17 protein-coding genes are annotated in these 23,107 nt (G+C 47.4%); 4 read left to right on the plus strand and 13 right to left on the minus strand.

Annotated elements, in window-relative coordinates; genetic code table 11:
* Positions 1-175 precede the first annotated feature (175 nt).
* Together hutH and BR86_RS0101430 are read right to left on the minus strand one after the other, a co-directional pair.
* On the minus strand, positions 176-1,708 hold the full coding sequence (gene hutH, locus BR86_RS0101425) for a histidine ammonia-lyase (protein WP_031471234.1): 1,533 nt from the start codon (positions 1,706-1,708) through the stop codon (positions 176-178).
* 657 nt (positions 1,709-2,365) lie between these two features.
* Positions 2,366-5,206 (minus strand): ATP-binding protein, encoded by a 2,841-nt coding sequence (locus BR86_RS0101430; protein ID WP_031471235.1) that lies wholly within the window; start codon positions 5,204-5,206, stop codon positions 2,366-2,368.
* A gap of 650 nt (positions 5,207-5,856) precedes the next feature.
* Here BR86_RS0101430 and BR86_RS0101435 point away from each other — a divergent pair.
* Both BR86_RS0101435 and hutI read left to right on the plus strand, forming a co-directional pair.
* Positions 5,857-7,887, plus strand: coding sequence for a urocanate hydratase (locus BR86_RS0101435; RefSeq protein ID WP_031471236.1), 2,031 nt, complete (start codon positions 5,857-5,859; stop codon positions 7,885-7,887).
* Between the two features lie 87 nt (positions 7,888-7,974).
* Positions 7,975-9,234: an imidazolonepropionase gene (gene hutI / locus BR86_RS0101440; RefSeq protein ID WP_031471237.1), complete on the plus strand. Its 1,260-nt coding sequence runs from the start codon at positions 7,975-7,977 to the stop codon at positions 9,232-9,234.
* Positions 9,235-9,890: 656 nt separating this feature from the next.
* Here hutI and BR86_RS15485 read toward each other — a convergent pair.
* The 3 genes from BR86_RS15485 to BR86_RS0101460 form a co-directional block, all read right to left on the minus strand.
* A complete protein-coding gene (locus BR86_RS15485) occupies positions 9,891-12,311 on the minus strand; it encodes a TRAP transporter large permease subunit (protein WP_031471238.1) in 2,421 nt (806 codons plus the stop codon).
* Entirely contained in the window at positions 12,308-12,907 is a 600-nt protein-coding gene (locus BR86_RS0101455; protein ID WP_051684503.1) for a TRAP transporter small permease, read from the minus strand. The genes BR86_RS15485 and BR86_RS0101455 overlap by 4 nt, the downstream gene beginning before the upstream one ends.
* A gap of 146 nt (positions 12,908-13,053) precedes the next feature.
* On the minus strand, positions 13,054-13,563 hold the full coding sequence (locus BR86_RS0101460) for a helix-turn-helix domain-containing protein (protein WP_031471240.1): 510 nt from the start codon (positions 13,561-13,563) through the stop codon (positions 13,054-13,056).
* 265 nt (positions 13,564-13,828) lie between these two features.
* On the opposite strand from BR86_RS0101460, the gene fucO reads away from it, so the two are divergent.
* Positions 13,829-14,980 (plus strand): lactaldehyde reductase, encoded by a 1,152-nt coding sequence (gene fucO, locus BR86_RS0101465; protein ID WP_031471241.1) that lies wholly within the window; start codon positions 13,829-13,831, stop codon positions 14,978-14,980.
* 122 nt (positions 14,981-15,102) lie between these two features.
* Here fucO and BR86_RS0101470 read toward each other — a convergent pair whose 3' ends face one another.
* The 7 genes from BR86_RS0101470 to BR86_RS0101505 form a co-directional block, all read right to left on the minus strand.
* Positions 15,103-15,537, minus strand: coding sequence for a PPC domain-containing DNA-binding protein (locus tag BR86_RS0101470; RefSeq protein ID WP_031471242.1), 435 nt, complete (start codon positions 15,535-15,537; stop codon positions 15,103-15,105).
* Between the two features lie 412 nt (positions 15,538-15,949).
* Entirely contained in the window at positions 15,950-16,168 is a 219-nt protein-coding gene (locus BR86_RS0101475) for a hypothetical protein (RefSeq protein WP_031471243.1), read from the minus strand.
* A gap of 106 nt (positions 16,169-16,274) precedes the next feature.
* Positions 16,275-17,381, minus strand: a complete 1,107-nt coding sequence (locus tag BR86_RS0101480; protein WP_031471244.1) for a YARHG domain-containing protein — start codon at positions 17,379-17,381, stop codon at positions 16,275-16,277.
* Between the two features lie 464 nt (positions 17,382-17,845).
* On the minus strand, positions 17,846-18,274 hold the full coding sequence (locus BR86_RS0101490; protein WP_031471245.1) for a TM2 domain-containing protein: 429 nt from the start codon (positions 18,272-18,274) through the stop codon (positions 17,846-17,848).
* Between the two features lie 23 nt (positions 18,275-18,297).
* Entirely contained in the window at positions 18,298-18,672 is a 375-nt protein-coding gene (locus tag BR86_RS0101495; RefSeq protein WP_031471246.1) for a hypothetical protein, read from the minus strand.
* A complete protein-coding gene (locus tag BR86_RS0101500; protein WP_031471247.1) occupies positions 18,673-19,719 on the minus strand; it encodes an SPFH domain-containing protein in 1,047 nt (348 codons plus the stop codon).
* A gap of 218 nt (positions 19,720-19,937) precedes the next feature.
* Entirely contained in the window at positions 19,938-20,537 is a 600-nt protein-coding gene (locus BR86_RS0101505; RefSeq protein WP_031471248.1) for a recombinase family protein, read from the minus strand.
* A 192-nt stretch (positions 20,538-20,729) separates the two neighbouring features.
* Here BR86_RS0101505 and BR86_RS0101510 point away from each other — a divergent pair, with 192 nt between their 5' ends.
* Positions 20,730-22,154 carry an ATP-binding protein gene (locus BR86_RS0101510; RefSeq protein WP_031471249.1) on the plus strand — a complete coding sequence of 475 codons (1,425 nt, stop codon included), beginning with the start codon at positions 20,730-20,732 and terminating at the stop codon, positions 22,152-22,154.
* Between the two features lie 179 nt (positions 22,155-22,333).
* Here the strand turns inward: BR86_RS0101510 and BR86_RS0101515 are convergent, their stop codons facing one another.
* Positions 22,334-23,089, minus strand: a complete 756-nt coding sequence (locus BR86_RS0101515; protein WP_031471250.1) for a tRNA threonylcarbamoyladenosine dehydratase — start codon at positions 23,087-23,089, stop codon at positions 22,334-22,336.
* Positions 23,090-23,107 lie beyond the last annotated feature (18 nt).

Genomic DNA, 23,107 nt, shown 5'->3' on the forward strand with positions numbered 1-23,107 from the left:
GTAAAATATTTCCCTTTTTCAACGTACATCAGTCAGTTTCCGCCGGCGTCTCCCGGCGGAAACTGCATTTTTCAAAATGAACTGTTCATATCTCATGTTTTGCCGGAGTCCTGACCGCTGCCGCGGAATGCCTGGAACCCGTAAAACATTTTCGATCGATTCCCTCTTTACAGAATTACAGCTCCAGCTCGCCGCCGATTGCCTTCTCTACTGCTGCGATGAGTTCGCCGTTCTCGATGATCTTCTCGCAGTAGTTGATGTCCTCGTAAAGCGGTCTGTCCTCGTCCAGAGTCGGAACGCATTTTCTTACCAGATCGTAAGCAGCCTGTGTTCCCTTACCAAGTCCTTTGTTTCCTCTGAGGTCGATACCCTGGCATGCAACCATGAGCTCCATTGCCAGAACTCTTCTTACGTTGCGTCCGATCTCGCCAGCCTGTCTTGCTGCGATGGTACCCATGGATACGTGATCCTCCTGGCCTGCGGAAGACGGGATGGAGTCAACGGATGCCGGATGAGCAAGAACCTTGTTCTCGGATACCAGTGCTGCTGCGGAGTACTGAACGATCATGAAACCGGAGCATACACCGCCGTGGTTTGTAAGGAATGCCGGAAGACCGGAGTATGCCGGGTTTACAAGACGCTCGATACGGCGCTCGGAAACATTTGCCAGCTCAGCCTGAGCGATCTTCAGGAAATCGAACGGAAGAGCCATCGGCTGACCGTGGAAGTTACCGCCGGAGATTCCTGCTCTGTCTTCCTGGAAGATGATCGGGTTATCGGTGACGGAGTTGATCTCGATATCAACATGCTCTTTTACATATTCAACGGCATCCTTGGAAGCGCCGTGGATCTGCGGGCTGCAGCGGAGAGAGTAAGCATCCTGAACGCGGATCTCGCCCTGTCTTGTGGTGTTCTTACTTCCCTCAAGCAGTCTTCTGAGGTTCTTTGCGGTTACTCTCTGGCCGTGATGCGGGCGAACTGCATGGCATCTGTCCTCCAGAGCATCCATAACACCGTTCTGTGCCTCGAAGCAGAGAGAATCTGCGATATCGGCAACCTTCAGGAGCTGCATAGCATCGTAAAGAGCAAGAGATCCGGCGGATGTCATTGCCTGTGTACCATTGTTCAGCGCAAGACCTTCCTTCGCGGAAAGCTCAACCGGTGTGATTCCGGCTTTCTTCATTGCCTCACCGCCGTCCATAAGCTCGCCGTTGTAGTAAGCTTTGCCGAGGCCGATCATTACCAGTACCATATGGGAAAGCGGCGCAAGGTCACCGGAAGCTCCGAGGGAACCCTTCTCCGGGATGAACGGTGTAACGCCTTTATTCAACATGTCGATCATGGTCTGCAGGGTCTCCAGACGGATTCCGGAGAAGCCCTTGGACAGGTTGTTGATACGAAGGAGCATGATTCCTCTTGCGATGTCCTCTGCAAACGGATCACCTGCGCCAACCGCGTGAGTGATGATCAGGTTCTTCTGCAGCTGCTTGCACTCATCGGTGCTGATAACAACATCCGAGAACTTTCCGAATCCGGTTGTGATTCCGTATACAACCGCCTTCTCATCGACAAGATCATCCACGATCTTTCTGGAAGCGAGAACTGCTTTTGTGCTTTCCTCGGAAAGAACAACCTCTGCATGATTGCGGCAAACATCTACGATCTGATCAACAGTCAGGTCCTGACCTGTGATAACTACTTTAGACATGATATTTTCTCCTTTAATATTCTTACAGGTTTTCAAACCGCATTCCGTAACTTCGACCGCCGCCCCCTTTGCAGGCTCAAACTGATGATCTCCGGACGTTTGTCTGCATCGGCAGTCAAATTTCTTTCGGTCTGTGGTTTCTTTGTGATTCCAACTGTAGTCATTATACCTTATTTTCGTCAAAAAAACGTCCAAGAAGTACATCTGCGTCTGATAATTTTGTTTTATTTTTATTATTTTCAATTCAGTTTCGCACTGCATTATCACGTTGTCATGTTAAAGTGTTAAACATGGATATTTTAGCATGTTATCACGTTAATGTACACAACAAAAACAACGTGCAAAACTAACATAGCTTAGACTTATTGTCTCTATAATCAAGTGTCAAATCCACCGCCAAATGCCCTTCGAACGCACCGTAGCTCCCATTTTCCCAGCGAGTCGAAACACGCTTCGCGAATTTCGATCGTTTCACGGCAGTTATCAGGGTCTCACCGGGGGCGTGGGCTTTGGCAGGTTAGCCGCTCAAAAAAAACGAGGACAGGGTACCGTTTCCGACGCCCTGTCCTCTATGATCCGTCTGACGTTTCTTGCGCAGACCGGATCATGTATTGTGTTTCTGATTCTGTATGATATCCGGTCTTGCCGTCCCGGCCGTTATCCGGCCGCATTCAGATGTTTCTCGACTTCCGCGAGGATCTCCGCCGTCAGCGGATTCCGGATCTTTGCCGCGATCTGACGGCCCTTCTCATAATGAATTCTCGCTTCATCCGTTTTTCCGAGCCGGATGCACGTCATTGCAAGATAGGCTTCGGTCCGTTCCAGTCCCCAGCGGTATCCGTTGTGCTCCAGGTCTTCTCTTGCACGGTCCAGATAAATGTATCCCTCCGTGTATTTTCCCTGATCGTACTTCACCTGACCGATACCGGAATAAACCTGCGCCAGACCATTGGTCTTGACCGGTCCCTGTCCCATCTGAACCGCTTCATTATAATAGCGGAGCGCGTCATAGTAGTTTCCCTGCTCCCGGCAGATCTCGCCGAGATAGTTGTAGCAGGCCGCAATGCTCGCGCTGTAACGTCCGCGGTTCTTCGGCTCCTGCCGGCTCTCCAGCGTCTTAAAGATATTCAGGGACTTTGTGAGCACCTCCGACGCAACGGAATAGTCCTGCTTCATCAGTCTCGTCCAGCCCTGAAGCCGCAGAAACGTCGCATATTCGTCCGTTTCTTCTTGTCCGATCATTGACAGGCCCTTCGCCACAAACTGTTCCGCCTTGTCAATGTCGCCGATCTGGATCCCATGGAAGATCTGCTGCTTGTGGCACGCCAGAACCATGCCGCGGTCTCCGATCCGGTTTGCAAGCATGGTGCACGCCTCGATGTTCGCGATTCCGGAATCATATTCGCCCAGCGCAATATCATGTCTTCCCAGAATATAATTCATCTTCATCCGGATCCGGTTTACCTCCGGCGTATCCAGTGGGAGCCGGATGACATTTTCCGCCAGTTTCAGCATTTTCTCCGCTTCCGCCATGCTTCCGATGGTGTCGCCCATCTCCGACGCCTCGTTCTGGACAATCGGGAAATTCTCGTTTACCACCGTATAGAATTCCTGGAGATACCGGATCTGATACTCGTAAGCCTTGACCTCATCATGACACATCCGGTAGTGGTACGCGATGATCGGCATCATTGCAAAGCTTTCTCCCCGCTGTTTCACATAGTATCCGGCGAGAATCCGGTGATAGGCCTGTGTCTTACCCGCACTCTGATGTTCATAAATGTAGTCTTTGATGATCCGGTGCACAAATTTATAGTAGACGTTCCAGCCGACCAGCATCTCGGAAATCAGATGTTCTCGCTGCAGGTGGTCCAGAATCCGGATAATGCTGAGACGGTCCCGTCCGGCCAGCAAAAGCTCGAGCTCGTCGATCCGGATCTTTTCCGGGAAGACGGACATGCAGCCCAAAACTTCCCTCTCGTCCTCCGTAATGCTCGAGAGACGCGATTTGATAACGACATTGATCTTCGGCGTCTTTTCCAGCGTGAAGCCTTTCCGGCTGATGATATCAATCATCTCCGTCAGGAAAAATGCGTTTCCCTCCGTCAGCTTCCAGATCTCCTGCCGTTTTTCCGGCTCATCTGCCAGCGACGGCAGTGCATTCCGGATGATCCGTTCCGTCTCCGCCTCCGTGAAACGTTCCAGTGTCATGAAGCGGACGCGGTCCTGCCGGACGAGTTCCTCCAGCTGCTGCATGACCTCCGATTCGTAGTTTCCGTCGTACGTGCAGATCACCTTCAGACGGTCCGGACTGACTGCGCAGACCAGCCGGACAAGAAGCCGATAGCTCGCCTCATCCATCCACTGGATCTCATCGAATGTCAGGAAAATCTGCTGATCCTCCGAGATCTTCCGGAACAGTTCCAGCACTTTCTTTTCCGCGACCGCATACTGGAGTTTTCCGCTGCTCTCCCCGTTCAGCTCCATTTCCCGGAGAATATCATATTTTTCGCCGTCTCCCCGGTCCGTCTTATCCATCTGCTGGCTGATCTCCTGCATGATGTCGTTCCACGGACTGAGGAAGAAGTCCGCTCCCTGCCGGTAGCAGAGCGCCGACAGCGGCAGCATCCGCTTTCCTTCCGCCATCTTCCGGCAGTACTCCAGAAATGTCGATTTTCCGACGCCTTCCTCGCCTTCGATGACCGCGACGTTCATCCGGTTCCCGTCATCCGAGTCCATCATGCCGCTGATCTCAAAGAGTTCCCGCTCTCTTCCGAAAAACTCCGCCGTCACACGGCCGGTCCCGCTTGCGACGTGTTCTTTCATATTAAATATGCGATGAAAGAGATCCTGTGTTTTCTGGGACGGTTCCGCCTCCATGTCCTTTTTCAGCATCCTGACAAGGTCATAGTAAATGCGGATGGCCATATTGTAGCTTCCGTTGGCCGCATAGATGTTCATGAGTTCATAGTACAGATTCTCATCATACGGATCATTCTTGATCAGAATGTCGCTGTATTTCTGCATCTTTGCCGTATCATGCTCCGCTGCCGCATCTTTCAGCCCTTTCCGCGCGCTGTCGGAAACCTTCGACGAAAGCGTCTCCCGCATCGAATCCACCCAGGACTCAAACTCATAACAGTTTTTAATAAAGAAATGATTCAAAAACAGATCTTCGCCTTTTCCCCGTGAATCCGAATCCAGATCCGTCCGGATCGTAAATTCCGGGTTCAGCGAAATGCCGGTATGTCCGGCCGTGATCAGAATCTCCGGATCGATCGCCCGTTTTACCTGATAAACCGCATCGCGAAGCTTCTTTTTTCCGTTTGTCTCATCCTCATCCCCCCAGAGAAGGCTGATTACTTCCTCCCTTGTCACGGATTTCCGGACGCAGAGATAGTAAAAGAAGCCTTCCGCCTTCCGGTAGGGAAATGTCACCTGCTTCCCGTCGCAGACGATTTCCGGATTACCGCATAATCTTACAGAGATTTCTTTCAATGTTCCGTATTTCCTTCCTGAATATGGGGTTCCCCATATTTGTCCGGGCTGCGTCTTTGACGTTTTTCAGGTTCCTCATTCGAGTCATCCGACGTTTTTGACGTTTTACCCTTGTTTTCTATTCCTCAATCATCCTATTTGACGATTTTTGCGATCATACTCCGGTACCCCCATACCGTCCTATGACCGCAAGTGTATTATGCCCGCAAAACCGCCAATATCAGCTTTTTTCTTGGATATAATGCACAATTCCCATTATAGTTTGCCACACCTTCCCTGTCAAATTATTCGGGGACAGTTTAGGAATTGTTTATCTTCTATCCACTATTTCGATATTCTCATCATTATTTTCAGTCTTTTTGATAGTCTTATGTTTATTTTTCGTTTTGCTACAGAATAGACGTTTTTTGGACGGGTCATTTTTATAATTGTCTTCAGAAAGTGAGATGCAGAGAGATCTCCGGTCTGCATCCGAGCATTTACCACTTCTTTCCGGATAACGGGAACCGCCCGGACGGCGAAGCTTCTCCGGTCCGAAAGAACCTTCGGCAAATGCTCCGACATTCGCCCATTTACCCTAATAGACGAATGAACCCCACAGAGAACATTATGAATCCGTAAGGATAAAGAAAGGACAGTATATCGCTATGATGACGAACAAGGAAATCAATGAATGCATGACGATCAAACTGGATCCGGTTCTTCCGGAGTATCCGAAGTTTGATCCGTCTCTCCGCCGTGCTCCGATGAGAGATCTGGAGCTCACCGATCACGAAATGAAGCTGGCTCTGAAGAACGCACTCCGCTACGTTCCGGAAGAACTTCACGAGCAGCTCGCTCCGGAGTTCATGGAAGAGCTTCTCACCAGAGGTCGTATCTACGGATACCGTTTCATGCCGAAGGAGAAGTTATACGGAAAGCCGATCGATGAGTACAAAGGCAACTGCATTCAGGGTAAAGCATTCCAGGTTATGATCGAGAACAACCTGAATCCGGATGTCGCTCTTTATCCGTACGAGCTCGTTACTTACGGCGAGACCGGTGCTGTATGCCAGAACTGGATGCAGTATCAGCTGATCAAGAAATATCTGGAAGTTCTGACCGATGAGCAGACACTCGTTGTTATGTCCGGTCATCCGCTCGGACTCTTCCATTCCCATAAGCAGGCTCCGCGTGTTATCATTACCAACGGCCTTCTCGTCGGTGAGGCAGACAACCTTCGCGACTGGACAAAGTTCACCGCAATGGGCTGCTCTTCCTACGGACAGATGACTGCAGGCGGCTGGATGTACATCGGACCGCAGGGTATCGTTCACGGTACCTTCAACACCATCCTGAACGCAGGACGTAAGTACCTCGGTGTTCCGGAGGACGGCGACCTTGCAGGCCACCTCTTCGTAACATCCGGTCTGGGCGGCATGTCCGGTGCACAGCCGAAGGCAATCGAGATCGCCCGCGGTGTCGGCATCGTTGCCGAGGTTGACTACTCCCGTATCGAGACAAGATACACACAGGGATGGGTTTCCAAGATCGCAGAGACTCCGAAGGAGGCATTCGAGATCGCTCACGAGTACATGGAGAAGAAAGAGCCGATGTCCATCGCATTCCACGGCAACATCGTTGATCTCCTTCAGTACGCTGTAGATAACAACGAGAAGATCGAGCTTCTCTCCGACCAGACTTCCTGCCACGTTCCGTACGACGGCGGTTACTGCCCGGCCGGCATCACCTTCGAAGAGAGAACCGAGCTGCTCGGCAACAACAGAGAGAAGTTCATCGAGCTGGTCAATGAGACACTGACCAAGCACTTCCACCTCATCCAGGAGCTGGTTAAGCGCGGCGCTTACTTCTTCGATTACGGCAACTCCTTCATGAAGGCAATCTATGATGCCGGAAACAAGGAGATCGCAAAGAACGGCCACGACACAACCGAAGGCTTCATCTTCCCGTCCTACGTTGAGGATATCATGGGACCGATGCTCTTCGACTACGGCTACGGCCCGTTCCGCTGGTGTTGCCTGTCCGGCAAGCATGAGGATCTTCTTGCTACCGACCACGCTGCAATGGAAATCATCGACCCGAACCGCAGATTCCAGGATCGCGACAACTGGGTATGGATCCGCGACGCTGACAAGAACAAGCTCGTTGTCGGAACACAGTGCCGTATCCTCTATCAGGATGCGCTCGGCAGACGCGATATCGCTCTGAAGTTCAATGAGATGGTACGTGAAGGAAAGATCGGACCTGTTATGCTTGGCCGTGACCACCACGATACAGGCGGTACCGATTCTCCGTACAGAGAGACATCCAACATCTACGATGGTTCTCAGTTCACCGCAGATATGGCAACACAGTGCTTCGCAGGAAACTGCGCAAGAGGCATGAGCCTTGTCGCTCTCCACAACGGCGGCGGCGTAGGTATCGGCAAATCCATCAACGGCGGCTTCGGCCTTGTCCTTGACGGAAGCGAACTCACAGACCAGATCATCCGGGAGTCCGTTCCGTGGGATACCATGGTTGGTGTTTCCAGAAGAAACTGGGCGAGAAACGAGCATGCGGTTGAGACCGTTGCTTCCTACAACAAACAGTTCAAGGACAGCGATCACATCACCGTACCGTTCATCGCCGATGACGATCTTGTTGAGAAGACATTTGCGGCAGCAAAGGCAAAGCACAAATAACCTTCTTACATCATAGCTGATAAGGATGCAGACGAGCTGCCCGGCAGAACGTCTGCATCCTTTGAATCATAATAGAAAGGATTACCCATGAGCAAACGCTATATCCGCCACGCAGCGGAACTGGTCACCTGCAAGGGCCGTACCGCAAAACGCGGCAAAGAAATGTCCGATATCGGCCTGATTCATGACGGAGCGGTCATCATCGAAGATGATAAGATCACCGCAGTCGGCACAACCGAAGAGCTGGACCGCATCGTCAAGGATTCTCCGGAATACGAAGTAATCGACGCAACCGGAAAGGCTGTCATGCCGGGTTTTGTCGATTCTCACACTCATTTTCTCTTCGGCGGCTACCGCGCCGATGAATTCGGCTGGCGTCTCAAGGGCGACAGCTATATGTCCATCATGGAACGCGGCGGCGGCATCAATGCCACCGTTGTGCCGACACGCAATGCTTCCGTCGATGATTTCGTTGCCCTCGGTCTGGAACGCATGAACCGCATGCTCGAGTTCGGCGTAACCACCGTTGAGGGAAAGAGCGGCTACGGCATGGATCACGACACCGAGATCCGCATGCTCGAAGCCTATAAGAAACTGAATGATTCCCACCCGGTTGATGTCGTTTCCACCTTCCTCGGCCCGCACAGCGTGCTCCCGGAGTGGAAAGGCAAAGAGCGTGAATTCCTCGACTATATGCTGACGGAAGTCATGCCGGAAGTGAAAGAAAAAGGTCTTGCCGAATTCGCCGACATTTTCACCGAAAAAGGCGTTTTCGACGTTCCGGATTCCGAGTACTATCTCACGAAGGCCGCGGAAATGGGCTTCAAGCTGAAAGTTCACGCCGACGAGATCACGCCGGGCTTCGGCGCATCCGAGATGGCAGCCAGAGTCGGCGCCTTCTCCGCAGACCATCTTCTGAAGGCATCCGATGAGGGTATTCGCATGATGGCGGAGGGAAGAACCATCTCCACCGTTCTCCCGCTCACCGCATTCTGCCTCCGTGAGCCGTACGCTCCGGCAAGAAAAATGATCGATTCCGGCTGCGCGGTTGCCATGGCATCCGACCTCAACCCGGGAAGCTGCTTCAGCAACAGCATTCCGCTGATGATCGCCACCGGATGTATCTACATGAATATGTCCATCGAGGAAGTAATTACCGCGATGACCATCAATGGCGCAGCTGCCGTTGACCGCGCGGACCGGATCGGAAGCATCGAGGAAGGAAAACAGGCTGATATTATCTTCCTGAAGTTCCCATCCATCCAGTATCTTCCGTACCACACCGGCGTAAACCTTGTGGAAACCGTTATCAAGAGCGGTAAAACCGTTTATCACAAAGAGTGGTAAACTTCATTGTCCAGTGAGTATTCCATACACCCCATTATGATCAGGCTCTTCCGGATTTTTCCGGAAGAGCTTTTTCGATTCTGTTCTTTATTTTGGTTCTTTTCTTTATTTCGATTCTGTTCCTCCATTCTGTTCTCCATTTCGAATCTGTTCTTCGATTCTTATACTTCTTTTTCTGTTCTTCATTCTTACACTTCTTTTTCTGTTCTTCCCGATTCGTTTTGATTTCCTTTCGAAATGAAATTATTAATTTAGATTTTTTATTCTTTTTTTAGAGATTCCACATACTCCTGTCACATCTCTCCTTTATACTTTAGATAGTTGTTCGAGAGGACAGCGACCAAATAAAAACTTTTTCATACTCATGCCGGGCAGTGAAAACTGCCCGGTCCCCCCAAAAATTAAATTGCTTACAAGTTAAAGGAACTACTCCTTTTTTACCTACCATTCCCCTAAAAAACAAGAAGCTCCCGGCGAAAGCCGGGGGCTTCTTGTTTTTCATTTTTTATGTTTCACATTTCTGACCACGGTAGCATCCTCGCCGGTGAGACATGACTGCCTCAAAACAATTATGCCGACATGCGCCGCTGGTCCCCGTAAGGTGACATCTTTCGCTTCAGCGGCTATGCATCCCCGCGAAGCTCTTCATTTTCCCATTATTTCTTCAGAAATGCTTCCACAAATTCTTTTGCATCCGCACTGCTCATGCCCTTCTGGGAAACCAGACGGTCCTCATACCAGGTATACGCCGGTTCCGATGCCTTCCGGAAGGAATCACTGTCCATCTCCTCGTGGCGGGTGATCTCCATCGCACCGGTCGTCTCCCATTTGTCCACAAGTTCCTCGATCTGAAGGCGGTTGATCTCCTTCTGATACTCTACCGCTTTCCTCGCATTCTCGTCGATGACCTTCTTCTGTTCATCCGTGAACTGATCATACGCCTTTTGGTTGATGCAGAGGAAAATGCAGTCGTAATACGCATTCCAACAGGACATATACTTCTGCACATCCTGTACCGACGCGGAATCAATGGACGGCTCCGGATTCTCCTGTCCGTCGATGGTTCCCTGCTGTAGCGCCGTGTAGGTCTCCGCCCAGTTCATTGCGGACGCGTCGCAGCCCCACAGGCTGTAGACGTGAGAGCACAGATCATTGGAGCAGATGCGGAGCTTGATGTCTTCCAGATCCGCAACCGACCGGATCGGATGCTTGGAGTTCGTGATCTGGCGGAAACCGTTGTCTCCGATTCCTTCGCAGACCAGACCGTACTCGGCGAGAACATTTTTCAGCTCTTCCCCGCCCTTTCCGGCAAATGTCCGGTCAATATCGCTGTAATCGTCGAAGATATACGGAAGCGACACCACATTAAATCTCGGATCAAAGTTTGCATAGATCAGGTTGGAATGGAAGGATACCTGAATCGTGTCGCCGTCCATAAGCGCCTGAATTCCGGCAACCTGATCGCCGTTGGTGAGCTGCTCGCCCGGATAGACATCCACTTTCACCATGCCGCCGGTGGATTTCTGCATGAGCGCGTTGAAATAGTAGCCCGCCTGTGCCCAGGTGCAGGCTTCGCCCGGAGAACAGTCAAAGTTCCAGGTCACATCCGGCCACGGGTCCGATCCCGTGTAGACGGCGGCATTTTCCTCCGCACTGTGATGCTCGGAATCCCGCCAGTCGTGAAGCGATCCGTCCAACGACGTCGCCTTGCTCTTCGGCGCGCTCTTTCCGGCCGCTTCTGCCACAAGAACCGTGCTCACCTGAGGAATATAAGTCACAACTGCCAGTACGCAGAGCGTCGCCGCGATCATCGGCGCAACCGCTCTTGAGATCATCGGAAGAGTCACACGGACAAGTTCTTTCGCCTCGCCCTTCAGTTTCTCTGCCGCATCCTCGATGCGAACGCCCATGGCCACGAAGAGATTGACGCCGACCGGCGGGGTAACCTGTCCGATCGCGAGGTTTACCGTCGCCACAACGCCGAACGCGATCAGGCTGTAATTCAGATTCTCTGCCACCGGTGCCATGATCGGAATGAAGATGTACATGGCGGAGTTGGCATCGATGAAGCATCCGGCGATCAGGAAGAGAATGTTGACAATGATCAGGAATACCACCTGATTCTCACCGATTCCGGCAAGAAGCATCTGCGCGCCGCGGGAGATACCAAACAGCGTGCAGCAATAGGAGAACAGGGACGCCGACGCGACAACCAGCATGATGTTTCCGGTGGTCTTACAGGACTCCACAAGAATCTCCCACATATCCTTCAGTGTCACATCACGGTAGACAAACACTGCGACAAACGCGCCGTAGACAACCGATACCGCCGCGGCCTCCGTCGGAGTAAAGACGGATCCGTAAATGCCGCCGAGAATGATCACCGGCATCAGAAGTCCCCAGAACGCATCCTTGAAACTCGTCCAGCGCTCTTTCGCCGAGCGCTTCGGATGAACCGGCTGAATATTTCTCTTTCGCGCCTCCAGCACGACAACCATGCACAGCGCGGCACCCATCATGATTCCCGGGATAATGCCGGCCATGAACATATCGCCGACGCTGACACCGACGATGGACGCGTACACCACGAACGCGATAGACGGCGGAATGACAATCGCAATAGCGCTGGCCGCCGCCATGAGCGCTTCGGAAAATGCCGGTGTAAAGCCGGAGGCGATCATCGCAGGGATCAGAACCGATCCGAGCGCCGCAACCGTCGCCGGGCCGGAACCGGAGATCGCGCCGAAAAAGCAGGCAACGATGACGCAGACGATCGCCATGCCGCCTCTCGTATGGCCGACGAGATCATCGATAAATCGGACCAGTCTCGTGGAAATTCCGGCCTTCGCCATGATATTTCCCGACAGGATAAAAAACGGAATCGCCAGAAGAAGGAACTTCGCGGTTCCCGTGTAGGTATTGGTCGCAATCATGCTGAGCGTCAGCGTGGAGAACTGCGGCACGAAATTCGACGCGTAAAAAATCGCCAGCGCGCTGCTCGCGCCGAGGCAGATCGCGATCGGAAGTCCAAGGATCAGAAATACAAAAAAGGAAAGGAACAATACTGCTGTGATCATGACTTGTCCTCCTTTTCTGCTGTGAATTCTTTCTCAGATTTCTCCGCTGTTTTTTTCATCGAATCCTGCGGCACGGTTTCCGCAGGATTCATCGGTTCGCTGCCCGGACAGGGATTTGTTCCCGCTTCCGGCTGCGCCTGAAAATCAATGCAGTTTTCAATAAAGTGAAGCATCAGGGAAATGCCGCCGATCGCAATAAATCCCCAGAAAACCGACTTCGCGATATGAAGAATCGGCGTATAGGTCGAATCCGCCGCCATTCGGCCGAAACCTTCCACGGTCAGAAGCGCGGAATAAGCGACACAGCACGCCGTGCGGATCAGGTTCAGGACTTTCTTCCCATGCCGGTCCAGCGCATCCGGAAGAATGGTGAGCGACACCAGTTCCCCCGATCTCGCCGCGACACCGGCCGCAAGCATGGAGATCAGAACAAAGACCGCGACGGTCAGTTCTTCCGTAAATCCCAACGAGTGCTGGAAGACTTTACGCATAATGACATTGCCGAAGGTCAGGACAAGCACCAGCAGAAGACTGACTGCCAGCACAAAATGTTCTACGGCCGTTACGGCGTTCATGATTTTTTTGTACGTTCTCATTTTGTCCCCCTGTTATGTATTTTTTTCGCCGATTCTTTCCCATCCCTCCTGAGAAGGAGCCAGCGTCATATGCAATTTAGTTTAACAGGAAGATGAGTCACTTTCAATATTGTGCAGGTGAAATAATGTCATCAGAAGAAATTTCCCTAATCTCTGTTCCGAGTGACCGCAGCACCAACAATCGCTGCGATAAAGGCCAAAGGCGCTATCCTGACAAATAAGAATTCAAATGCATGCATTGCAACACCAACAACAGCCGTTTCCGGATCACTGTAATCCCAATTCAAATATGGACTTCCTGCCACACAAATCATCACGAATATCAAGACGATTAAAACCCCTATCATAATAAACATCCAATGTAAAATTATTCGTCTTGTTCTCTTCTGATTTGCAAGCTGTAAATTAATGACTTCGAGTTTTTCTGCGATTGACTTTAAGTCATTCGATTCGCTGTTTTCTACTGTATCCCCCAGCAAAACACTGACAGGTGTTTCCAGAACCTCCGATACAGAAATCAGCATTTCTGAGTCCGGGACGGATAGTCCGCGTTCCCATTTGGAAACCGTCTGTCGTACTACGTTCAGTTTGACTGCAAGTTCTTCTTGTGACAACCCCTTTGATTTTCTGATTCTTTTGAGATTTTCGTTAAGCATAATCACTGCCTCCTTCTTGCTGTCCAATTCTATATTCAAAAGAGCGGTTACCGCAAGCAACGCAAATTAACATCCGCTTATTTGCGGGCTATATTCAGAGAAATCCGGAAAATTATCCTTCCGCTCTTTACGCCACGGACATTATATCCGTCAATCGGCGGACAGACAAACAGACATTTGATATCCATGTGTGTTATCATGAAGAAGGAACTGAAATACTTTTGTAGTTGGAGGTTTTAATCGTGTAAGAGGAGGTATTAACAGCATGGCAAACAGAATATCGTTGAACGGAACTTCTTATCATGGCGCCGGAGCGATTGCGGAGATCGTAAATGAAATCCGGAGTAACGGCTTCAAAAAAGCCTTTGTGGCGTCGGATCCGGATCTTGTGAAATTCGGGGTTACCGGTAAAGTAACCGCTCTCCTGGATGAAGCAAAGATTCCCTATGAGATCTACTCTGACATTAAGCCGAACCCGACCATCGAAAATGTAACAAACGGAGTCGCTGCATTTAAAGCCTCCGGAGCGGATTGCATTGTTGCGATCGGCGGCGGTTCTTCCATGGATACGTCCAAAGCGATCGGTATTATCATCACCAATCCGGAATTCGAAGATGTCCGTTCTCTGGAAGGCGTTGCACCGACGAAGAATCCGTGCATTCCGATTATCGCCGTTCCGACAACAGCCGGTACCGCAGCAGAGGTTACCATCAACTATGTCATCACCGATGTTGAAAAGGAAAGAAAGTTTGTCTGTGTTGATCCCCATGACATGCCGATTGTCGCTGTCGTCGATCCGGAAATGATGGCTTCCATGCCGAAAGGCCTTACCGCCGCAACCGGTATGGATGCCTTAACCCATGCCATCGAAGGATATACGACAAGAGCCGCCTGGGAAATGACCGATATGTTCCATCTGGAAGCAATCCGGCTGATTTCCAGAAATCTGCGCGGAGCGGTGGAAAACACGAAGGAAGGCCGCGAGGGAATGGCTCTGGGACAGTATATTGCCGGAATGGGCTTCTCCAATGTAGGTCTCGGCATCGATCATGCCATGGCTCATACCTTATCCGCACATTATGATACTCCTCATGGTGTTGCCTGCGCCATGTTCCTTCCGATTTCCATGGAATTCAACCGTGAGTATACCGGTGAAAGGCTGAAAGAAGTGGCTCGCGCAATGGGCGTCGAAGGCGTGGACAATATGACGCAGGACGAATACCGCGATGCTGCCATCGCAGCGGTGAAAAAGCTGTCCGCTGACGTTGGCATTCCGACAACCCTGGACAAGATCAAAGAAGAAGATCTGGATACGCTTGCAACGGATGCCTTGAATGACGCCTGCTATCCGGGCAATCCCCGTGAAGCAACCAAAGAGCAGGTCATTGAGATGTTCCGCATGATCATGGCAAAATAACAGAAATTTGAAAGAAGGAGAGCCTCGATTTCGAGACTCTCCCCCCTTTTTGAGAATGTCCTGTTTCTTCCGGAGATCGAGATTATGCTTATCCGGAAGGAAGGCGCGTAATCGTCAGGACCTTAAAAATCCCAGAATCCGGTTCCCGTTTCCGGATCCGATTTTCGTCCGATGCTCCCACCCACCACCGGCCTAAGCTCGATTTCTGCCGTATAGAGAACCTCCACCGACTTTATATGTCCTGCATCCATATGATGTTCACCGTTTTCTTTATATGCAAATGCCGCATGGGTATGATGATGCAGTATTCCACTCTCATCCGATACAACATTGCCGATCAGTGAGACAAGTTCCAGCATTCCTTTCAGATTTCGCACTTCAAACTGCCCTGATTCAGGGATAAACGTCTGTATCTCCGCGGAGCTGCATCCGCCGATTCCCGAAAAGGTTGCAGACTTTATCTTCTCTTTTTCGCAGACATCCAGCAGTGATCCAATGATCTCATCTCCACGATCAAGTCTTACATAATATGTCTCTCCAAATTTTCTGTAATCCATATCCGTCTCCCTATCAAGCAAGATTATGCGTTTTCCATGCCCTTACATACTTCAGGTATAACGCAAATCTTCATGCGAGTAAAATATAAAACATAAAACGGTCCAGAACATCTAAATCGATTTTTTTAAGTATGCTTCCCTTTATTGAAAAAGAGCAGCTATCCCGCGTGAGATACCTGCACTGAAAAATCATTATTCAATAAAAAGAAATCGTCCTTATAACGTTACACGGATTTCCCGCCACTATCAAATGCCTCGGTAAAGAATCTTGAGAAGTTCCTAAATAAAGAGATTGTTTGGTATTCTGTTGCATTGAACATCACAATATCTACCTATTATGTGTAAGGTGCTGTCACATATCAAGATTCGACCAATAATGCTAACAGCACCTTCTCAGCTCTGAAAGAATAATCTATTTTGCCAAAACAACCATTGCCCCAATCATTCCTATAATTCCAGGAATAATTGTTTTAACTGCCAGTTTTAAATAGTTGCCCGCCACACCTCCTGCAGATAGTTTCTGTTCTTTAAACCCCACATGTAAATACTTAAACCATCCGGCCCAAACTGCTATTAGTTCCGCAATACTGTAAACAAGAATTATGCACCATATAATTTTCACAATCATCATCGTTTTTCCTATTCTAATCTGCAATATTCTTTTCAACGAAAATAGCAATTGCGCTTACAAGACGCAAACGCAAAATATTTATAGTTTTTTTCTCCTTGCAATTTCATTATTGTGGTTTGTACTGTAATCCATATTTCTCTTGAAAGTTTTTTATGAAAAGAACATTGTCTTTTTCAACGCCATATAACGTTCCATCAAAGCTTGGATTTGGAATATACCAAGTTTGGCTATTAAAATACTTATTTAGTTCTCTTGATTTAAACAAATATCCATGACGTGCATAGATTTCATTTCTTGCATATGTAAGCTCCTGTGCTGAAAAATCCGCAAGATCCGTATCAGACAAAATGGTATCACTGCTATATGGTATCAGGTATCCCGAATTAGTATTATTCTCTTCAGTTTTTTTATACAACTCTCCTGCTTCTTCCAATTTTTTAACATTTTCCGCCGAATACGTTTCTTCACTTTCTCCTGATGCCTCTTGGGTTATCCCCCCATCTTCTACGCAGATTCCGCCAACATAATTTATGGACAGGATAGCATGATCCCACTTAGCATAGGTAACTGATATCATCGAATTATCAGATGAAACCCTATACACATCACACTTAGCGTTTTGTGCTCCCATACCACTTTCTTGTGTATCAACATATTCGTATTGAGCGAGTTTATCTTGAACATCTTCTAAAACATCCCCTATTTTCAATCCAAACAAAGAGCATTTATCATAATTTTTATTTGAACTTTTATTAAGCAATATTGTAGCTACTTTACCGTCATCAAAATAGACTATCATATCATCCATCGTCGGATAGAATCCAGCATCATTTCTACTTAATCCTGTATCTTTTAAAAACGATTCTTCCGATTCTCCGATAAAACGAGATAATTCTCCTGTAATTTTGCTATCCTCAGATATTTTTTTCCATTGATTACTCGCCCATCCAATAATAAGTGACGCAATCGTAAGTATCGTCACAACCACCAAGTACACTTTATAATCAAAAATCAGGGTGATCAAACTCCTTCTTTCCCTACTATGATTAAAAGCTTTTTCTTGGTTTTCATAATTGTGATGCAACCCATCTTGTAAACTATTGTTTAGAATTTTCGAACCATCATTGAGCTCGTTGTCTCTGATTTTGGTTCCACAAAACTGACAAAAGGTATCATTGTCACTTATCTCCTTACCACACTTGCTACAAATCATCTTATACCAGCCGCCTCCCCAAAAAACTTAATATCCAAGATGGTAACAATTAACTAATAGAGGCATATTAAAAGAGCGCTTCGATCATTTCCCATTTTGGTCAACTTTGAATAACCGATGTAACAATAATCAATCTGTGATTCGCGCTTTCAGCCAGCTGACTCACGATAAACCTTTACCCATCGATCACCAATTCATAAAATGAATCTCTAACGATCTCTTTCCATATGCCTCTATAAATACTACATATAATTCATTTTGATTTCGCGATAATATCTTTCCCCATTGATTATGTCAATTGTTCAATCAAAAGGCACATACATATGCAAATAAACATATGGTCACTTTATTTATCCAAAGTAAAATGACTCCATTCATTAACCTTTTTTTCTCTCCAAATCAACAAAAGAAACATAACAGACATCATTATCCAATATATAAATTTTATCGCTTTCTTCATGGCATCAACCAATTCTCACGTGGTTTTTCAGCTGGAAGTTCTCATCATTTGAGCAAAGGTACAGAATACCTTCAATAAAACCTACTACAGCTGGAACTCCGGTCCAACAGAACAGCAGATACAGTATTCCCATTCCTGTTTTTCCAAGATAAAACTTGTGTACTCCAATACCGCCCAAGAATATTGCTAACAGTCCTGCAGCAACTTTGCTCTTGATCGGCCATGTCGGACTAATCCCTGATACATAAATCTGCTGCGGAGCTGCCTGCTGAATTACAACCTGTGTCTGAGGCTGTGTTTGAACCGGCTGAGCCTGCTGTACTTGCTGTACTTGCTGAACCTGCTGACCTGCTAATTTTTCTCCGCAAAACTTGCATTCAGTTGCTCCCGGGTCAATCGGTGCCCCACACTGCGGACATTTGTTTTCTGCCATTTTATTTTCCTCCTAAGCCACTTTTATCTTTTTCCCAAGATGTACATGGGGATAGATACAATACAATACACTAACAGAACTACAAAATGGATCAGCACAAACATTACATTCGATATTTTCGCAACAAATGCAATATTGATGGTATCCAACAAAATGGTATATATAACCGTTACCATAAGAAGTGGAACAAAATATCCCGTCTTAATTCTATTTGAACCAATATTCCCCAAAATAAAATATGCTAACAGAGCGAATCCGACTATTTCAAAACCGATTGCTGTCTCAAAATTTTCCATGTTTTGAATGCGAAGTACCATCATGAAAACATACATAATTATTACGATGTATAAACAAGTCGCAAACATCGCAAGACCGGCAGTCAATCTCTTCTTCGACATTTATTCCACCTTCTTTCCGCATTCTGGGCAGAACTTTGTACCTGAAGCTAATATCTTTCCACATTCGCACTTAATATCGCTATTATTAAATCCGCATTGCGGGCAAAACTTTGCTTCAATTGGAATCTGTGCACCGCATGAAACGCATTCTTTTGTTTCTCCCCGTTGAAGCGGATTTCCTATAGTCTGGCTCATTGATGTGCTCATGTTGATTGCAGCACCAAGTCCGATTCCTCCTGCGGCAACAGCTCCCGCAACGCCGTTTTGGTTGTTTGCTGCACCTTCATAAACATCGAAAGACCTTTTTGTCGCATATCTTCCATCGCCCATAATTTCAAAAGCGGCCTTATCTTCAAGAATTTTATTAATCTTTTCAAAATCTTCATCCGGAAAGTTTATTGACTGTATAAAGAAATTAAGCACAGTAAATCCATATCGTTCAAACTCAGATGCCACTTCCGCTTTGACCTTTTCAGAAAGTGATTCCAGTTTAGTAGAGATTTCCAAAGCTGAAATGCCGTCCGTAATAATTGCTTGCGCGATAGCTGATTTTGCCTTTATTACCAGTATTCCTCTGTAGTATTCCTTGACTCTATCAAACTTTACAATATCCGCCTGTTGCATACCTCCAATCAGCTCTTTAAATAAAGTTGAAGGATCAATAATTTTTAAACCCATCTGTCCAAATGCTCGAATTCTGAGTTTTACATAATACTTTGGATCAATAAGCTGAATTGGATCAATGGTTCCCCAGTTAATGTCTAATCGAACCGTAGTATTAACAAAATACACTTCAGCACTGAACGGAGTTTTTCCTCCAAACGGCAGATTGACAAGGCTTTTTAGTATTGGGAGATTTTCCGTGGTTAAGGTATAAGTTCCAGGAAAAAAAACATCCGCAATCATTCCACCTTTGACAAAAAGAGCGACTTGTCCTGTTTGAACAATCAACTGAGTTCCCAAAGACAACTCTTCCGAAGGATATTTATATATCAACCATTCACGGCTTCGTAATCCATCAAATCGAACAACATCTATCACAGCCATCGACATCATCTCCTTTTTAACTGCATATGCTTAACCGTTCATCAATCTGTACTTTATCGAATTGGTTTAATTGCATATATTCTTTTCCTATCGAATCAATTTAAATCACACTTTTCCTTGATACCAATCGCATTATCTGATAAAATTGTGGTAGATTTTATTACGAAATTATAATTCGTTCATAAAATCACGATTTCCCGAATATTATTTCCCTATTTTTAGTCTTCCCTATATGCTCTCGCTTTTTCAAAAAACGTTGTTCTTGCCATTCCACACCGTTTTGCTGCTTCAGAAACCGATATCTTCTTCATTTTCCAGAGTTTCCACACCTCATAAAAGTTTTCTGGAAGGGGATCAGGACGTCTGCCGAAATGAACGCCTCTCGCCTTTGCCGCCGCTATACCTTCCGCCTGACGCTGGCGAATAAGATTTCTCTCGTTTTCGGCGACGTAAGAAAGAAGCGCCAATACCAGATCACTGATAAACGTTCCAAGCAGATTCTTTTCTCTTCGCGTATCAAGAATCGGCATATCCAAAACATACAGAGATACCTTCTTCTCTTTCGTAATCATTTTCCACTGATCCAGTATCTCCGAATAATTTCTCCCCAAACGATCGATGCTCTTGATATAAATCAAGTCGTCTTCCTTCACACGCCGCAGCAGTTTCTTATATTGCGGCCGTTCAAAATCCTTCCCCGACTGTTTATCCACGAAAATATGGTCTTCCGGCACGTTCATCTCCCTCATAGAAATCAATTGCCGGTCTTCGTTCTGATTTTTCGTGCTGACCCTGACATAACCGTATACATTTCCCATGCTGTTCTCTCCTGTACTTTCTTTTTTAAGCTTCATCTTCACTGTCCTTCCGTCCGCAAACCCACGCCGGTTTTACCACCTCAATCCATTTGCATTTCTCAAAAGCATGTGCTACATTTTATTCAAATAGATTTTATTAAAATCAATTTGAATAAAAATAATTTGAATAAAAAGGCAAGGAGGTGCCGGCATATGTTTATCGGCAGAGAACGCGAATTAAACGCTTTGGAAAAAGTCTATTCCAAAGACTCCTTCGGGATGACCATCATCTATGGCAGACGCCGAATCGGAAAGTCTTTTTTGATCACCGAATTCCTCAAAGGTAAAAAGGCCATCTTCTATACTGCAACCAAGGTCGGCGCCGGACGCAACCTGGAATTGTTCGCCCGGCAGGTATTGGAAGTGCTGGACCCGGATTATCTGGATGCAACATTTTCCTCTGTGGAAGCAGTTCTGGATCTCATTACAAGAAAGGTTTCGGAAAGCGCCGAGAGACTCGTTCTGGTTATCGACGAGCTGCCCTATTGGGCCGAAAAAGACGAAGCGCTGTTATCGATCCTGCAGAAATACATCGATACGCAGTGGCTGGATAAAAACCTGATGGTCATTTTATGCGGATCTTCTCTGAGTTTTATGGAAAAGAAAGTCCTCAGTGAAAAGAGTCCAGTGTTTGGCCGGAAGGATTCACAGATCCGTCTGGAACCGTTCAATTACCGTGATTCCGCCTTGTTTGTTCCGAACTATTCCGCGGAAGAAAAAGCGATCTGCTATGGCGTTACCGGCGGAGTCGCAAAATATCTGTCCCTGTTTGATCCGAACAAAAGTCTGGATGAGAATATAAAAACCCAGTTTTTCCATACGGATGGCTATCTTTATGACGAGACCCGAAATCTTCTGACACAAGAGTTTTCTGATGTCACTCTGGCCAACAACATCATCGAACAGGTTGCAGCCGGTGAAAACGCATTGAATGTTATTGCATTAAAGATTGGTGAGAAAGAATCCACCGTATTGTATTCTCTGGAAAAGCTGATGGATGTCGACTTGATTGAGAAGAAAAAATGCATCACCGAGGAAAAAAATAAGAAGAAGACGCAGTATGTCCTGAAAGATCACATGTTTAAGTTCTGGTACCAGTTCATTCCAAAGGCTGTCAGCGTCATCGAAATGGGTCAGGGTGACCTGTATTACGATAAGATTGTAAAACCTCAGCTCCATTTCTTTATGGGAAGTGTTTTTGAAGAAATGTGCCGGTACTACACACTGGAGCAGGGAATTCTCGGCTCATACGGTTCCTTTATGACCGAAGTCGGAACCTGGTGGGGCGTAGAACGTCTTAAGGATGAGGATGGAAAATGGTATCAGCAGGCAACGGATATAGATGTTGTCGGAATCTCAACAATAGATAAGACAGCCGTGATCGGCGAATGCAAATTCAAGAAGGAGAAGATCGATAAAGGAATCTATGAGACGCTTCTTGGAAGAGCAAGACTGATCAACGGCAAATATGCCGTCACCCGTTTCCTTCTGTTTTCCCTGAGCGGTTTTACGGATTGGTTTAAAGAAACAAAGCCCGCAAATACGGTGCTGATTTCGGTTGAAGATATGTACCGATAAAAAAGAAAGGCAGGAGCCTGTCAGTGAGACAAGTTCCTGCATTCCTTTCAGATTTCGCACTTTAAACTGCCCTGATTCAGGGATAAACGTCTGTATCTCAGCGGAGCTACATCCACCGATTCCCGAAAATGTCGCGGACTTTGAAAAGTTCGCCGTAACCTTCAGAACTCTTCCTTTGTTTATTGTCTGCTCAGCTCTTTGACAATTTCACCTGCGATAAGCAGACCTGCCACAGCCGGAACAAACGCGGTACTTCCCGGAATATCCCGGCGCTCCGTACATTTATGCTGTGCTCCCGGAGGACAGATGCAATGACTTCTACAGCTTATTGACATATCCTCCGATGGTTTAATGGGCTGTTCATCCGAATAGACGACTTTCAGTTTTTTTACATTTCTTTTCTTTAATTCTCTGCGCATCACTCTGGCCAGCGGACAGACTCTTGTATCATAAATATCTGCCACCTTGAGTCTTCCTGCATCAAGCTTCTTTCCCGCTCCCATTGCACTGATGATCGGGACATTTTCTTTCTGTGCTCTAAGAATTAGTTCAATCCTTGCCGTCACGGTATCAACTGCATCTACAATATAGTCATACTCACGAAATGGAAATTCATCTGCATTTTCCGGCAGAAAAAAGCATTTGTGGATTTCAATATCGGCATCCGGATTGATCTCCTGCATGCGTTCTCTCATCACTTCTGCCTTATACTTTCCAACCGTTTTTCTGGTGGCAATGATCTGCCGGTTTAGATTCGTCAGACAAACCTTGTCATCATCAATCAGATCAAATGAACCGATCCCACTGCGGGCAAGGGCCTCACAGACATATCCGCCCACGCCTCCAATACCAAAGACAGCCACTTTTTTGTTATGCAATGAGTCCATTCCATCCTTCCCCAGAAGCAACTGTGTCCTTGAAAACTGATTAAGCATCCCGATTACCCTTTCGAA

It is taken from the genome of [Clostridium] aminophilum DSM 10710 (assembly GCF_000711825.1).
In the GTDB taxonomy this organism is placed as follows: domain Bacteria; phylum Bacillota; class Clostridia; order Lachnospirales; family Lachnospiraceae; genus Clostridium_R; species Clostridium_R aminophilum.